At 67.2% G+C, this 13,183-nt stretch carries 12 protein-coding genes; 5 read left to right on the forward strand and 7 right to left on the reverse strand.

Features of this window, described 5'->3' with window-relative positions; translation table 11 throughout:
• Positions 1-36: 36 nt before the first annotated feature.
• The 4 genes from fahA to C5P05_RS22270 all read left to right on the forward strand — a co-directional run bounded on the left by fahA (position 37) and on the right by C5P05_RS22270 (position 4,000).
• Positions 37-1,383, forward strand: a complete 1,347-nt coding sequence (fahA, locus tag C5P05_RS22255; protein ID WP_114972036.1) for a fumarylacetoacetase — start codon at positions 37-39, stop codon at positions 1,381-1,383.
• 147 nt (positions 1,384-1,530) lie between these two features.
• On the forward strand, positions 1,531-2,631 hold the full coding sequence (locus C5P05_RS22260) for a porin (protein ID WP_114972037.1): 1,101 nt from the start codon (positions 1,531-1,533) through the stop codon (positions 2,629-2,631).
• A gap of 149 nt (positions 2,632-2,780) precedes the next feature.
• Positions 2,781-3,473 carry a TetR/AcrR family transcriptional regulator gene (locus tag C5P05_RS22265; protein ID WP_114972038.1) on the forward strand — a complete coding sequence of 231 codons (693 nt, stop codon included), beginning with the start codon at positions 2,781-2,783 and terminating at the stop codon, positions 3,471-3,473.
• Between the two features lie 104 nt (positions 3,474-3,577).
• Positions 3,578-4,000: a hotdog fold thioesterase gene (locus C5P05_RS22270; RefSeq protein WP_114972039.1), complete on the forward strand. Its 423-nt coding sequence runs from the start codon at positions 3,578-3,580 to the stop codon at positions 3,998-4,000.
• Between the two features lie 70 nt (positions 4,001-4,070).
• Here the strand turns inward: C5P05_RS22270 and C5P05_RS22275 are convergent, their stop codons facing one another.
• The 4 genes from C5P05_RS22275 to C5P05_RS22290 are packed head-to-tail and all read right to left on the reverse strand — an operon-like array spanning position 4,071 to position 8,946.
• Positions 4,071-4,649 carry a cob(I)yrinic acid a,c-diamide adenosyltransferase gene (locus tag C5P05_RS22275; RefSeq protein ID WP_114972040.1) on the reverse strand — a complete coding sequence of 193 codons (579 nt, stop codon included), beginning with the start codon at positions 4,647-4,649 and terminating at the stop codon, positions 4,071-4,073.
• A gap of 2 nt (positions 4,650-4,651) precedes the next feature.
• Entirely contained in the window at positions 4,652-6,619 is a 1,968-nt protein-coding gene (locus tag C5P05_RS22280; protein ID WP_198674825.1) for a CHASE2 domain-containing protein, read from the reverse strand.
• A gap of 7 nt (positions 6,620-6,626) precedes the next feature.
• Entirely contained in the window at positions 6,627-8,303 is a 1,677-nt protein-coding gene (locus tag C5P05_RS22285) for a FecR family protein (RefSeq protein ID WP_198674826.1), read from the reverse strand.
• Positions 8,269-8,946: a response regulator transcription factor gene (locus C5P05_RS22290; RefSeq protein WP_114972043.1), complete on the reverse strand. Its 678-nt coding sequence runs from the start codon at positions 8,944-8,946 to the stop codon at positions 8,269-8,271. Before C5P05_RS22290 ends, C5P05_RS22285 begins: the two co-directional genes overlap by 35 nt.
• 203 nt (positions 8,947-9,149) lie before the next feature.
• Here C5P05_RS22290 and C5P05_RS22295 point away from each other — a divergent pair, with 203 nt between their 5' ends.
• Positions 9,150-10,577: an FAD-binding oxidoreductase gene (locus tag C5P05_RS22295; RefSeq protein WP_114972044.1), complete on the forward strand. Its 1,428-nt coding sequence runs from the start codon at positions 9,150-9,152 to the stop codon at positions 10,575-10,577.
• 50 nt (positions 10,578-10,627) lie between these two features.
• Here C5P05_RS22295 and C5P05_RS22300 read toward each other — a convergent pair whose 3' ends face one another.
• The 3 genes from C5P05_RS22300 to C5P05_RS22310 form a co-directional block, all read right to left on the reverse strand.
• Positions 10,628-11,374 carry an HD-GYP domain-containing protein gene (locus C5P05_RS22300; RefSeq protein ID WP_332871361.1) on the reverse strand — a complete coding sequence of 249 codons (747 nt, stop codon included), beginning with the start codon at positions 11,372-11,374 and terminating at the stop codon, positions 10,628-10,630.
• Positions 11,375-11,475: 101 nt separating this feature from the next.
• Entirely contained in the window at positions 11,476-12,234 is a 759-nt protein-coding gene (locus C5P05_RS22305; protein WP_114972045.1) for a class I SAM-dependent methyltransferase, read from the reverse strand.
• A gap of 4 nt (positions 12,235-12,238) precedes the next feature.
• Positions 12,239-13,183 carry a ParB/RepB/Spo0J family partition protein gene (locus tag C5P05_RS22310; protein WP_114972046.1) on the reverse strand — a complete coding sequence of 315 codons (945 nt, stop codon included), beginning with the start codon at positions 13,181-13,183 and terminating at the stop codon, positions 12,239-12,241.

The raw sequence follows: 13,183 nt of genomic DNA on the forward strand, positions 1-13,183 counted from the left end.
TCCTGCCCCTCACAGCCCCACCCGATAACGCCCACCATGCCACTCAACCACACCCACGACCCTGCTGCCACGAGCTGGCTGGCATCGGCCAACGCCGCCGGCGGTGACTTTCCCCTGCAGAACCTGCCGTTCGCGGTGTTTCGACGCAGCGGCAGCGCCGAGCCCTTTCGCGGCGGGGTTGCCATTGGCGACCAGGTGCTGGACCTGGCGGCCTTGAGCCGCACCGAGGGCCTGCAGGGGCTGGCGGCGCAGGCCGCGCGCTTGTGCGCCCAGCCGGTCCTCAACGACTTTCTGGCCCTGGGGTCGCCGGCCTGGCAAGCGCTGCGCCACGCCCTGTTTGCCCTGCTGCACAGCACGGCCACCAGCACGACCGAGGCGCTGGTGCGCGCCTGCCTGGTGCCGCAAAGCGCGGTGGACTACGCGGTGCCGACCCGCATTGGCGACTACACCGATTTCTACACCTCGATTCACCACGCCCACAAGGTCACGCAGTTGGTGAAACCGGGTGAGCCCATCACGCCCAACTTTCAGTGGCTGCCAATCGCCTACCACGGCCGCGCCTCCAGCATCGGTGTCAGCGGCCAGACCTTTCGTCGCCCCCTCGGGCAAGCCATGGCGCCGGGCGCCAGTGCACCGGTCCACGGCCCCTGCACGCGGCTGGACTACGAGCTGGAAATCGGTGTGTACATCGGCCCCGGCAATGCCCAGGGCGAGCCGGTGGCACTGGAGCAAGCCGAGTCCCACATCTTTGGCGTCTGCCTGCTCAACGACTGGTCGGCGCGGGACATCCAGTTCTGGGAAATGGCGCCGCTGGGCCCGTTTCTGGGCAAGAACTTTGCCACCACCATTTCCCCATGGATCGTGACCCTGGAGGCGCTGGCCCCCTACCGCCTGGCCTGGACCCCACCGGCCGGCGCAGCGCAGCCGCTGGCCTACCTGGACACCGCCAGCAACCGCCAGGCGGGCGCGCTCGACATCTCGCTGGAAGTCTGGCTCGACACTGCCCAGCGCCGCGCCAGCAACGACGGCCTGGGTTGCGCTCCGGCCCGCCTGAGCCGCACCAGCTTCAAGCACCAGTACTGGACCGTGGCGCAAATGGTGACGCATCACACCATGGGCGGCTGCAACCTGCAAAGCGGCGACCTGCTGGGCAGCGGCACCATCTCGGGACCGGGCCCGGCCGAAGCCGGTGCCATGATTGAACTGACGGCCGGCGGCCGCCAGCCCGTCACGCTGGCAGGCGGCCACGGCCAGCCGGAACAGCGCGCTTTCCTGCAGGACTTTGACACCGTCATCCTCACCGGCTGGTGCGAGGCACCGGGGCGCGCACGCATTGGTTTTGGCGAGTGCCGCGGCCAGGTGCTGCCGGCCCTGAACGCCTGAACCGCCTCACGCTCACCTGCCCCGCTATCGGCCTATCCGCGTCAGCACATCCCAATTTGTACAAACGTACTTTTATTTATACATACGAACCACATCAATTCATCACCGTCCCTGTTCTCTCTCAACTCACCCTGAAAAAAGTCCATCATGAAAAATCTCTCCCAACTCCAGCTTGCCGCCGTCCTCTGCACCGCCCTCGCAGGCCCCAGCGCCTTGGCACAAAGTGCCAGCAGCGTGACGATCTCGGGCCTGGTCGACGCCTACGCCGGCAGCCGCCAGCTCAGCGGCGGCACGCGCCAGAGCAAAGTGGACAGCTCCGGCCTGTCGACCTCGCAGATCAATTTCGACGGCCGGGAGGACCTCGGAGACGGACTGCGGGCCGAGTTCGCGCTGGGCCTGTTTTTGCGGCCCGACGACGGCGGCCAGGGGCGCTTCAACGGCGACACGTTTTTCGGGCGCAATGCCTACGTCGGCCTGGGCGGCAACTTCGGAACCGTGCGCCTGGGCCGCCAGGGCACCGGGAATTTCCTGAATTTCATGCGCACCAATTCCTTTGGCGACTCCGCCCCGTTTGGCCCGACCTTCCTGCACACCTGGATGTCGGCGATTGCGCAGGGACCCCAGTTTGTCAGCGTCGGCACGCCCCCGACCAGCCGCGCGCTGACGGGCACCCTGGGCACGTCTGACAGTGCCTGGAACAACTCGCTGGTCTATATTTCGCCCTCGCTCGGCGGCACGGTGTTGCAGGCGCAGTGGGCGCCAGGTGAAGTTGACGGTGTGGGCAAGCGCTTTGGTGCCAGCGCCTTCTATACCGGCGGCCCCCTGGTGCTGGGCCTGGCGACCGAACAGATCGGCGCCAACTCGGTGCCCGCCAGCGGACCGGCCGCCGCGCTCATCAGCCAGCAGTCCACCTGGCATGTGTCTGGCGCCTACGCCTTTGGCTTCGGTCGGCTCAGTGCCGGCCTGATCAACACCCAGCGCGACTACACCACGGTGACTGACGACCGGATGCGCACTGTGCATCTTGGCGTGACCATTCCCGTGGGTGCCGGCAGCGTGATGGCCCAGATCGCGAACAGCAGCCAGCAGCCCGACGTCGGCAACGAAGTGACGCGCACCACCACCAGCGTGGGCTATTCCTATCGTTTCAGCAAACGCACCGATGCCTACGCGGTGTTGATGCATGACCAGTTCACCGGCCAGTCCAGCGGCAGCACGCTGGGCGTCGGCATGCGCCATCGCTTCTGATCTTCGTTTTCGTTTTCTCCAGGTCTCCAAAGTTTGAGGCGTCGCTTGCGGCGCCTCTTTTTTTGGGGCTGATCAGCCGGACTTGAACGGTTGTACAATTTTCGCTGCTCAACCGACGGCAGGCGCTTTCAGCGATCCTGAAACATCTCATGGCCTACGACTCTGCGATCCCCACGCCCCAACGGCCGCCCAAAGAAGCGCGGCCCGACCGCCGCTATGCCATTTTGCTGGCCGCCGAAAAGCTGTTTGCCCAGCGCGGCTACAACGGTGTCTCGATCCGCCAGATCGCCGACGAAGCCGGCGTGCCGCTGGCCCTGGTGGGCTATTACTTCGGCCCCAAGAACGAGCTGTTCCGTGCCATTTTTGAACACTGGAACAGCACCATCCGCGAACGCCTGGCCGCGCTGGCCACGGTGCGCACGCGCGCCGCAGAACCCGATTACCTGGAGCAGGTGGTGGCCGCCTTCGTCGGCCCGGTGCTGCGTTTGCGCGCCAGCCCGGAAGGCGAGTGGTACGCGCTGCTGATGACGCGCGGCCTGAACGAGCCGCACCAGGAAACCGACCTGGTGCTGCGCGAGTATTTCGACCCCATGGCCCTGGCCTTCATTGACGCCTTGCTGGACGCCTTTCCCGGCAAAACCCGTGCCCAGGTGGCTTGGGCCTACCAGTTCATGCTGGGCGCGCTGCTGCACCACATCGGCGACGAACGGGTGCAGCGCCTGTCCCACGGCAGCAACACGCCCAACGACCCGGCGGCGGCGCCCCTGCTGGCCGCCTTCATCACCGGCGGCATGCGCCAGGCCATGGCGATGCCCTTTACGGCGCCCGCAACGCCGGCCTAGCCGCTGCTGCTTGCTACGAAGACGATAGCCGCTGACGCCTGTTTGACAGGGGCGGCAATCCGTTTTTGTCTATAGTGACGGCAACTCATCTTTGGGGAGCCTCAATGCGTATCTGGAAGCAAGCCATCTCGGTGGAAGAACTCACCGCCATTCACGTCAACACCGCGGTCGCCCATCTGGGTATCGAGTTTCTGGAGGTGGGTGATGACTTCATCCGGGCCCGCGTGCCGGTGGCCCCCCGCACCCAGCAACCCTATGGCTTGTTGCACGGCGGCGTGAGCGTGGTGCTGGCCGAGACCCTGGGTTCCTGCGGCGCCGCCTACGCCAGTCCCGCTGGCCACCGTGCCGTGGGCCTGGACATCAATGCCAATCACATCAAGGGCGTGCTCAGTGGTTGGGTCACCGGCATCACCCGTCCGGTGCACCGCGGCCGCACCACGCAGGTCTGGCAGATCGACCTGCACAACGACGCGGGCGAGCTGACCTGCGCGTCGCGCATCACGATGGCGGTGCTGGCGCCAAAATAAAGATCAAATCGGCCTCTAGCCCTTGTCCAACCAGCACAAGCAGCTATTAAATGCAGAGCAATCCCGGGTGCTATTCCGAAGCCGCCTGCGCCAGCTTCTGGCTCTTCCAGTAGACGTCATCGCCGACCGTGCCATCGGGGCGGTGGCGGTTGAGCACGCGGGCCAGCACGAACATCAAATCACTCAGGCGGTTCAGGTACTGGCGCGGCGTGTCTTTCAAAGTTTCCTGAGCTTCCAGCGCCACCACGGCACGCTCCGCGCGCCGGGCCACGGTCCGGCAGACGTGGGCCAGGGAGGCGGCACGACTGCCGGCGGGCAGGATGAACTCCTCCAGCCGTGGCAATTTCTCGTTGTGTTCGGCCAGCGCGGCGTCCAGCGCCAGCACCGCCTCGGGCTTGAGCAGCTCGAAGCCGGGGATCGACAGCTCGCCGCCCAGGTTGAAGAGCTGGTGCTGGATTTCCACCAAAAGTGAGCGCACGCTCTCCGGCATGTCCTCGCACAGCAAGACACCGATGTTGGAGTTGAGCTCGTCCACGTCGCCCATGGCGTGCACGCGCAAGCTGTTTTTAGAGACGCGGGTGTTGTCACCCAGGCCGGTGGTGCCGTTGTCGCCGGTGCGGGTGGCGATTTGTGTCAGGCGCTTGCCCATGATCAGACTCCTTGGTTGGTGGCGCCTTGCTTGGTGGCGTTATGGCTGGATTGTCGCGCCAGCCGAAAGACCACATGGAAGCCGCCCGCCGCCGGGTGCTCGACCGTCAAGCTGGCCTGGTGCTTCTCGGCCACCCGCCGCGCCAGGGCCAGGCCCAGCCCGTGACCGGCACGCGCCGGCGTGGCCTGCGCATACGGCTGGCTCAAAGACGCCAGGGCTTGCGGCGCGAAACCGCAGCCCTGGTCGTGCACGCTCAGGATGTAGTCCTGGACCGTCTCGTGCAGCGCCAGCGTGACGGTGCCACCTTGCGGACCGTGGCGCAGGGCATTCCAGCCCAGGTTCAACAGCACGCGCTGCAGTAAACGCGTGTCGCCGCGCACCAGGGCACAGTCCAGCGCACAGTGGCGCTCGATGCGGGCGCCCAGGCGGCGAGCGTCTTCCCACAGGTCGTCCGCGCTTTGGTGCAGGATTTGCACCAGGTCGATCTCGGCAAAGCCGGCCGGGTCCAGCGCCTCGGCCCGGCCCATCAGCAGCAGCTGTTCCGACAGCTCCAGCGCGCGCCGGGCGCAGGCGTCGATGCGGTCGAGCAAGGCCGCATGGTCGGCTGGCCTGTCGGCGCGCAGGCTGTCCGCCAGTGAGCGCAAGGACAACAGTGGCGAGCGCAGATCATGGGCCAGGTGGCGCATCAGCTCCTCGCGGTGCTGCTGCGCTTCGGGCGTGTTGCCATCCGTGGCCAGGGCGCTGGCGATCTGGTCGACCGCCTGGGTGATGGCGTCAATGCGCATTGCAACCGGGTCAAAAAAACCGCCGACCTCAGTTGCTTTGGCCGGCGAGCGGCCCGATGGCGCCAGGGCGGCGATGCGACGGGTCTCACGCGTCATCGCGCTCAGGCTGGCCTCCAGGCGGCGCCAGCTCCACAAGGGGTAAGCCAGGGCCATGGCGGCGATCGGCGCGGCCGGCGGCCACCACCAGCCGCCCAGCTTCAAAGCCCCAACCGCGGCCAGCGCCGCGCCGGTGCAGAGCAGCAGCGTGACCCACAGCGCGGCCTGCGGCGTGGTGAGCAGCAGGGCCGCCATCAAGGCCAGCAGCAGCGCACCCGAGAAGAGCAGACGAACCCCGTCAGGCATCGGCCGTGGGGCGTAACCGCTGCGCAGACCATCCAGCACATTGGCCACAAACTCGATGCCCGGCATGGTGCCGCTGCGCCCCGCCAGCGGCGTCACCAGGTTGTCGCCCAGACCGGTCGCGGTGGCGCCGATCAACACGATGTGCCCCTTGAGTTCAGCCGCCGCAATACGCCCGTCCAGCAAGTCCACCAGCGAACGCCGGGCAAAATGCCCCGGTGGCCCGGCAAAGGGCACGAGCAGGGCCTGTCCGGCTGGCGCGGCGCCGGCTTTGAAGGTCTGACCCGACAGTTCGAGCAGCTGCTGCGCCACATGGGGAAACGAGACGCCGCCGGCCGTCTCCAGCGCCAGGTAGCGCCGGCTCACGCCATCGCGGTCGACCAGCGCCTGGGCGTGGCCGAGACGCGCCACGGCAGCCAGTTCGGGCAAGGGCAGTACCACCGCGTCACCCGGGGCCGGCATGAAGACCGGCAAGACCACGCGCCCATGGCGGGCCAGCGCCGCCGCCAGCCGCGTATCGGCACTGGGGTCATCGCGCTGCGCTTCTGAAAAAATGACATCCAGCAGCACCGGGCCGGTGCCGGCCGGGGTCAGCCGGTCCATCGCGTCGGCCAGCAACTGGCGCGACCAGGGCCAGCGGCCGCCGCGCGCCAGGCTCTCCTCGTCGATGGCCAGGATCAGGATGTCCGGCGCCGGGGCCCGGCCCGACAGGCTCACGCTGCTGTCGTAGAGCCAGAAATCGGCCCGGTCCAGCCAGCCGCCACGAATCGCGGCCAGCAGCAGCGCCGCCAGCAGCAGTGTCAGCAACGCCCACTCACGCACATGACGGTGGAGGGACCGTCTCACAGCGTCCTCACAACAGGGGCAGCAAGAGCAAGAACAGGAGGCCCCAAGGGTGTCGCTGGGCGGGCACTTCCAGGCGCTGGGCGGAGGACCAGCTTCCGGCACGACCTTCTGACAAGACCACCTGGGTCCGCACAAAATAGGCGCCGGGCGGTGGTGTCGGCAGTTCCAGCCGGGCGCCCGGCACCACCTGATCAAACTCGGTGCGCGAGAAGTCGGCATCCGGCGCCAGCTGCACGCGGTGACTGAAGCCGGCCGGACCCGACCAGGCCAGTGTCAAACCGCCCTCGCCCAGCGCCGGCGCCGCCATGGCGGATGGCGCCAAAAGGGTGAAGCTGGCGCTGTCACCAAAGGGGCCGCGTGGACCATCACCTGACAGCCGGCGCTCGCCCGGCGCGCGCAGCGTCGCCACGCGCCAGTGGTAGGTGCCCGGCGTCCAGTCCGCCGGCAGCGCCAGTCGCTGACCGGTGACGCCGGGGCGGTCCAGCACCAGCTCGGCAAAGCGCGCGTCGCGCGCCACCTGCAGCTGGTAGGCCGGCGCATCCGCTTGACCCGTCCAGACCAGTTCGGCGCCCGGCGCGACGCTGGCGCCGGGTGCGGGCGACAGCAAAATCGGCGGCTCGGGCCGGGCTCGCAGGGCCAACGCCATCAGCGCCTCCTGGCCCTCCAGGCCCTGGGCATCGGCCGCGCGCAGCCGCAAGTGGTAGTCGCCATCGGGCAGACCCGTCAGCAGCCAGCGGGGGGAGGTGGTGCGTTCGTCCTGCAGCAGCCGGGTAAACGCGGCGTCGGCCGCCACCTGCCAGCGCCAGGCTTGAGCTCCGGCCAACGCCGGCACGTCCAGCGGCTGGGTGGTGCGCTCGATGCGAACCGGCACGCCCGAGACATCGGCTGCCGGCAACAAGGGCAGCACCGCGCCGAGCCGACCTTCTTCAGCCCGCAAGCCCTGGGCCGCATTCAGGCGGGCGTTGCCGGCGGCGGCGCCAACCGCCACCACGCCCGACACCACCTCGTGGCGGCTGATCATGCCATCGGCGGCGACACGAAAGCGCGTGCCGCGCACCGCCGTGACCACGCGGGGCGTGCGAATCTCGAAGCGCGATGCCGGCACCTTCAAGGGCGGCACGCTGCTGTCGGCCGAGCCGTTTTGCAGCTCGATGGTGGTGGCCCGGACCTCCGTGTCGGCCACCTGGCGCGACAGCCCCAAACCGGCCTGAGTGTGCGGCGGAAAGACGACGATGGCGCCATCGGGCAGGCGCAAGGTCAGCGTGCCGGACGCGCCGGTGTCAAAACGGTCGCCGGCCTTGAGCTGCATGCCGGTGGCCAGGCGGCCGTCCGCACCGGAGGCGGCACCGGCGACGCTGCCGGTGACCAGGCCCTGCACATGGATGATGTCGGCCGATCGCTCGGACCAGCGCAGCCAGGCCAGCGGAATGCGCAGGCTGCTGCCGGGCTTGAGCTGCAGCGCATTCTTGATGTGGTTGAGGCGTTTGAGTTCGGGCCAGCGCTGCGGCTCCACCAGGTAACGCTGGCTGAGTCCGATCAGGGTGTCGCCTGGCACGACGGCCAGGGTGAGCTCCTCGGCGGCCTGGGCGGAAAAGCCCAGTTGCGCCAGAAACAGCAGCGATGCGAGCGGCCAGCGCGGCAGCGCCGCCCTAGCCAAGGGGTTCGAGGCGGTAACCATGGGCATAGACAGAAGTGATGCGCCAGCCATGGGCCGGCAGGTTCAGGGCGCTGCGCAACTGGCTCACATGCATGTCCAGCGTGCGCGTTTGCACGGCGGCGTTGAGACCCCAAACGGCCTCCAGCAGGTAAGCGCGGGACAAAAGGCGCCCCCGATTGCGAAACAGGAGCATGGCTAGCTGAAACTGGCGCAAGCTGAGCTCCACCGCTGCGCCATTCACCGTGACGGTGTGAACCGCCGGGTCGAATTCATAGGGCGGGACCGACAGCCCCGGGCTGTCCCCCTGCGGGTCGGCCCGGCGCTTCAGGGCCGACAGGCGGGCCAGCAATTCGCCGTTGCGCGGGGGTTTCACCAGGTAGTCATCGGCGCCATGGCTCAGGGCTTCGACGATGTCCTGCTCAGCATCGCGGCTGGTCAAAAACAGCACGGGCACGCGGTCCTGGCGCTGCCGCAGGGCATCGAGCACCTGCAGCCCCGTCTGGTCAGGCAGGGCCCAGTCCAGGATCAGGACGTCAAAGGTGTCACGCAAGGTCGCGCGCAGAAAATCGTCGCCGCGGCCATGGACATGGCAGCTGTGCCCGGCCTCGTGCAGCACGCGCACCGTCATGGCGGCGTGGTCGGGCTCGTCTTCCAGCAGGCCGACTCTCAAGACAAGGACCTCACGCGGGCGCCAAATCGTTCATGTCCAGGCGACGAGCCGCGGGCAGTGCTGTAGCACGGCAAGGCGAGACAACAACGACAGGGATGATTTTGAAATGGAATAAAGTAGTCATGTTGTACTCAAAGCGCCCGTATTATGGCCTTCACAGGTCCTGCTCAGCCGACGGCTGAGGGGCGCAAACTGGAACTCATATGAACGCACCCACGCCCAGCACCCACCTTCTGCCCGACGTCCATCAGCGTGCCGTGCCGCCGGCCCTGATTGAGGCCTTGAAGGCCCGCTTTGCCGAGCGCTGCTCCACCGCCCTGGTGGTGCGCGAGCAGCACGGCCGCGACGAGTCCGCCTTCGCCACCGTGCCGCCACCGGCGGCCGTGGTGTTTGCCGAAAGCACGGCCGACGTGGCCTTCGTCGTGAAGCTGGCCAGCGAGCACCGCGTGCCGGTGATTCCGTTTGGCGTCGGTTCCTCGCTGGAAGGCCATTTGCTGGCCGTGCAAGGCGGCATCAGCATTGATGTGAGCCGCATGAACCAGGTGCTGTCGGTCAATGCCGAAGACCTGACGGTGACGGTGCAGCCCGGCGTGACGCGCAAGCAGCTCAATGAGGAAATCAAATCCACCGGCCTGTTCTTTCCGATCGACCCGGGCGCCGACGCCACCCTGGGCGGCATGAGCGCCACCCGCGCCAGCGGCACCAACGCCGTGCGCTACGGCACCATGCGCGAAAACGTGCTGGCGCTGGAAGTGGTGACCGCCAGCGGCGACATCATCCGCACCGGCACGCGCGCCAAGAAGAGCAGCGCCGGCTACGACCTGACGCGCCTGATGGTGGGCTCGGAAGGCACCCTGGGCGTGATCACCGAGGTGACGGTCAAGCTATACCCGCTGCCGGAAGCGATCTCGGCCGCGATCTGCTCCTTCCCCAGCATCGAGGCGGCGGTGCGCACCACCATCCAGATCATCCAGATGGGCATCCCGATTGCGCGCGTGGAACTGATAGACGCCAACACCGTGCGCATGGTCAACGCCTACGCCCACTTGACGCTGCGCGAGGAGCCTTTGCTGCTGATGGAGTTTCACGGCTCGCCGGCCGGGGTGAAGGAACAAGCCGAGCTGGTGCAGGAGATTGCCAGCGAATTCGGCGGCAATGCCTTTGAATGGGCCACCACGCCGGAGGAGCGCACGCGGCTGTGGACCGCGCGGCACAACGCCTACTTCGCCGCGATCCAGTCCAAGCCTGGTTGCCGCGCGATTTCCACCGACACCTGTGTGCCTATCTCGCGACTGGCCGACTGCCTGCTGGACTCGGTGGCCGAGGCCGACGCCAGCGGCATCCCCTACTTTCTGGTCGGCCACGTCGGCGACGGCAATTTCCACTTTGGCTACCTGATCGACCCCGACAAGCCCGAAGAGCGCGAACTGGCCGAAGGCTTGAATCAGGCGCTGGTGGCGCGCGCCTTGCGCCTGGAAGGCACTTGCACCGGCGAGCACGGCGTGGGCCTGCACAAGATGGATTTCCTGGTGACCGAGACCGGCGCGGGTGCCGTGGACATGATGCGCAGCATCAAACGCGCGCTCGACCCGCACAACATCATGAACCCGGGCAAGATCTTTACGCTATAAATTAAATAGCTACTTGCGCAGAGTGGATGAGGGCTAGAGGCCGATTTTGTTTATATTTCGGCGACCTCGGCAATGGCATTCACCATGTACTCGATCTTCTTTTGCATGTCCAGTTCGGTGTCGGCGAAGCGCTGGGCGATGGCCGCAAACTCGTCCTGCATCTCGATGAAGGCGTCCACCATGTCGGGGTCGAAATGGCTGTCGCGCCCCTGGAAGATGATGCCCACCGCCTCGTTGTGGGGGACGCCGGCCTTGTACACGCGGTCCGAGATCAACGCGTCGTACACATCGGCAATCGCCATCAGGCGTGCCGAGACCGGAATGTGATCGCCCGACAAGCCCTGCGGATAACCGCTGCCGTCCCATTTTTCATGATGGGAGCCAGCCAGCTCCTTCAAGGTCTGGAACGACCCCGCCCGGCAGTCCAGGGTCTTTTCGGCCTGTCCGATCGCATCGCAGGCCAGGGTGGTGTGGGTTTTCATGATCTCGAACTCCGCCGACGTCAGGCGGCTGGGCTTGAGCAGAATCCGGTCCGGAATGCCGATGGTGCCCATGTCGTACAGGGGCGCCAGCTGGAACAGGACCTGGATATACGGCGCCGTCAACACCGCCGTAAATCGGGGATGCTCCTGGAGCCGCTGCGCCAGGGCCTGGACGTAATGCTGGACCCGCTGGATGTGCTTGCCGGTGTCGGAGTCGCGCGTTTCCGCCAATGCGGCCATGGCCACGGCGGCCACGGACATGGCCGCGTGCGCGGGGTCCGTGTCGACTTGGGGGTTGCTGTCGGGTGAGTTCAAAATGGGGTTCCCATGGTCAATCGCATCTTCAATTCGTGGTCAGAGCAGCAGTTTAGGCCACCGGGCGGCGGCCGTGGCGATTTCTCCGGCGGCGCCGGCGTTCAGATCTGGCGGGGCTGAAACGGTGCGCGGTACAGCCACACCGGACGGCCATCGGCGCAACGCAGCATGGCCTGCGGCGTGAGCGAGGCGGCCTCGAACTCCAGACTCACCAGCCAGCCACCCGGCGCGAGCTGCGCCCCGGCCTTGGCCACCGCCCGCGCCATGCTCTCGGGCCGCTGAAACAGATACACCAAGTCATAGGGACGCCAGTCGGCGCGCCAGATGTCGCCCCGACGGACTCGGGCCCACGGGCAGCGCAGTGCGCACAGCGCGCGCAACGGCCAGCTCCACTCCAGGCCATGCAGCTGGGCCTGTGGGTAGGCCTCGCGCAGGGCTTTCAGGCCGTCGCCCAGACCGCAACCGGCATCCAGCACCCGCGCACCCGGGGCCAGCGGCGCCTGCGCGGCCAGATCGCGCAAGGCATGGGCCGGGGTCGGGAACAGCGGCGCATCGCGCCAGGCATTCAAGGGGTAAATCAGCAGGAGCAGCGCCAGAGGCAGCAACCAGGCCCAGGCCGGCACGCTGGCGGCACCGGAGAGAAAGAGCGACAGGGGGAAGCCCAGACCGACCATGGCGCGGCGCCACCAGGTATCGGCCAACACACTGAAGGCGACGCCCAAGGCCGAAGCCACGGCCAGCGCCACCCCAAGCGGCCAGGCCAGCGGGCCCTGCAGGCCCCAGAATACGGCCCAAGCGCCGCTCCAGGCCAACAGGGCGGGCAGCGGCCAGGGCCATGGCCAGAGGCGCCGCAGCATCATTCTCTCAATGAACGGCGGCGGCGCGCTGCAGCTTCTCGACCAGGCCGTTGAGCTCATCGAGCGAGCCGAACTGGATGCTGAGCTCGCCCATTTCCTCGATGCGCCCTGCCCGCTTGACGCGCTTTTTCACGCGCACCTCGACCTCGGCGGTGAGCAGATCGGACAGCTCTTCCTCGACCCGCTTCATGTCGCCGGACTTGGTCTGCCGGGGTTTGCTCGCGGTCAGCGAAAAGTCGGCCGTGAGCTTTTTGGCCAGATGTTCGGCCTCGCGCACCGACATCTTCCTGGCACTGATCTGGCTGGCCGCCGTGATCTGCGTCGCCCGGTCCAGCACCAGCAGCGCCCGGGCGTGGCCCATGTCGAGGTCGCCCGCCATCAGCATGGTTTGCACCGGCTCGGCCAGGTTCAGCAGGCGCAGCAGGTTGCTGGCGGCGCTGCGCGAACGCCCCACGGCCTGCGCCGCCTGTTCGTGCGTCAGGCCAAATTCCTTGACCAGGCGCTGCAGGCCTTGCGCTTCTTCCAGCGGATTCAGGTCCTCGCGCTGGATGTTCTCGATCAACGCCATGGCAGCGGCCGACTCGTTCGGCACGTCGCGCACCAGCACCGGCACGCTGTCCAGGCCGGCCAGCTTGGCGGCCCGAAAGCGGCGCTCGCCGGCGATGATTTCGTACTTGCCCTGGTGCTCACCGTCTTTGAGCTGGCGCACCAGGATCGGCTGCAGGATGCCCTGGGCCTTGATCGATTCGGCCAGCTCGTACAAGGCGCCCTCGTCCATGCGCGTGCGCGGCTGGTAGATGCCGGGCAGCATGTCCACCAGCAGCAGCGAGGCCGGCAAGCCGGGACTGGTGGGATTGCCTTCGGACGAATCAAATGAGGCTTTTTCATCCACTTTGGGCCCGAGCAAGGCTTCGAGTCCGCGGCCCAGGCCTTTGGGTTTTTTGGTAACCAT

Origin of the sequence: Rhodoferax ferrireducens, assembly GCF_003347515.1 — a bacterium.
In the GTDB taxonomy this organism is placed as follows: Bacteria; Pseudomonadota; Gammaproteobacteria; order Burkholderiales; family Burkholderiaceae_C; genus Rhodoferax.

Coding starts and splice junctions, on each gene's coding strand:
- fahA (WP_114972036.1), top strand. CDS start 37: ATGCCACTCAACCACACCCACGACCCTGCTGCCACGAGCTGGCTGGCA.
- C5P05_RS22260 (WP_114972037.1), top strand. CDS start 1,531: ATGAAAAATCTCTCCCAACTCCAGCTTGCCGCCGTCCTCTGCACCGCC.
- C5P05_RS22265 (WP_114972038.1), top strand. CDS start 2,781: ATGGCCTACGACTCTGCGATCCCCACGCCCCAACGGCCGCCCAAAGAA.
- C5P05_RS22270 (WP_114972039.1), top strand. CDS start 3,578: ATGCGTATCTGGAAGCAAGCCATCTCGGTGGAAGAACTCACCGCCATT.
- C5P05_RS22275 (WP_114972040.1), bottom strand. CDS start 4,649: ATGGGCAAGCGCCTGACACAAATCGCCACCCGCACCGGCGACAACGGC.
- C5P05_RS22285 (WP_198674826.1), bottom strand. CDS start 8,303: ATGCCCATGGTTACCGCCTCGAACCCCTTGGCTAGGGCGGCGCTGCCG.
- C5P05_RS22295 (WP_114972044.1), top strand. CDS start 9,150: ATGAACGCACCCACGCCCAGCACCCACCTTCTGCCCGACGTCCATCAG.
- C5P05_RS22305 (WP_114972045.1), bottom strand. CDS start 12,234: ATGATGCTGCGGCGCCTCTGGCCATGGCCCTGGCCGCTGCCCGCCCTG.
- C5P05_RS22310 (WP_114972046.1), bottom strand. CDS start 13,183: ATGGTTACCAAAAAACCCAAAGGCCTGGGCCGCGGACTCGAAGCCTTG.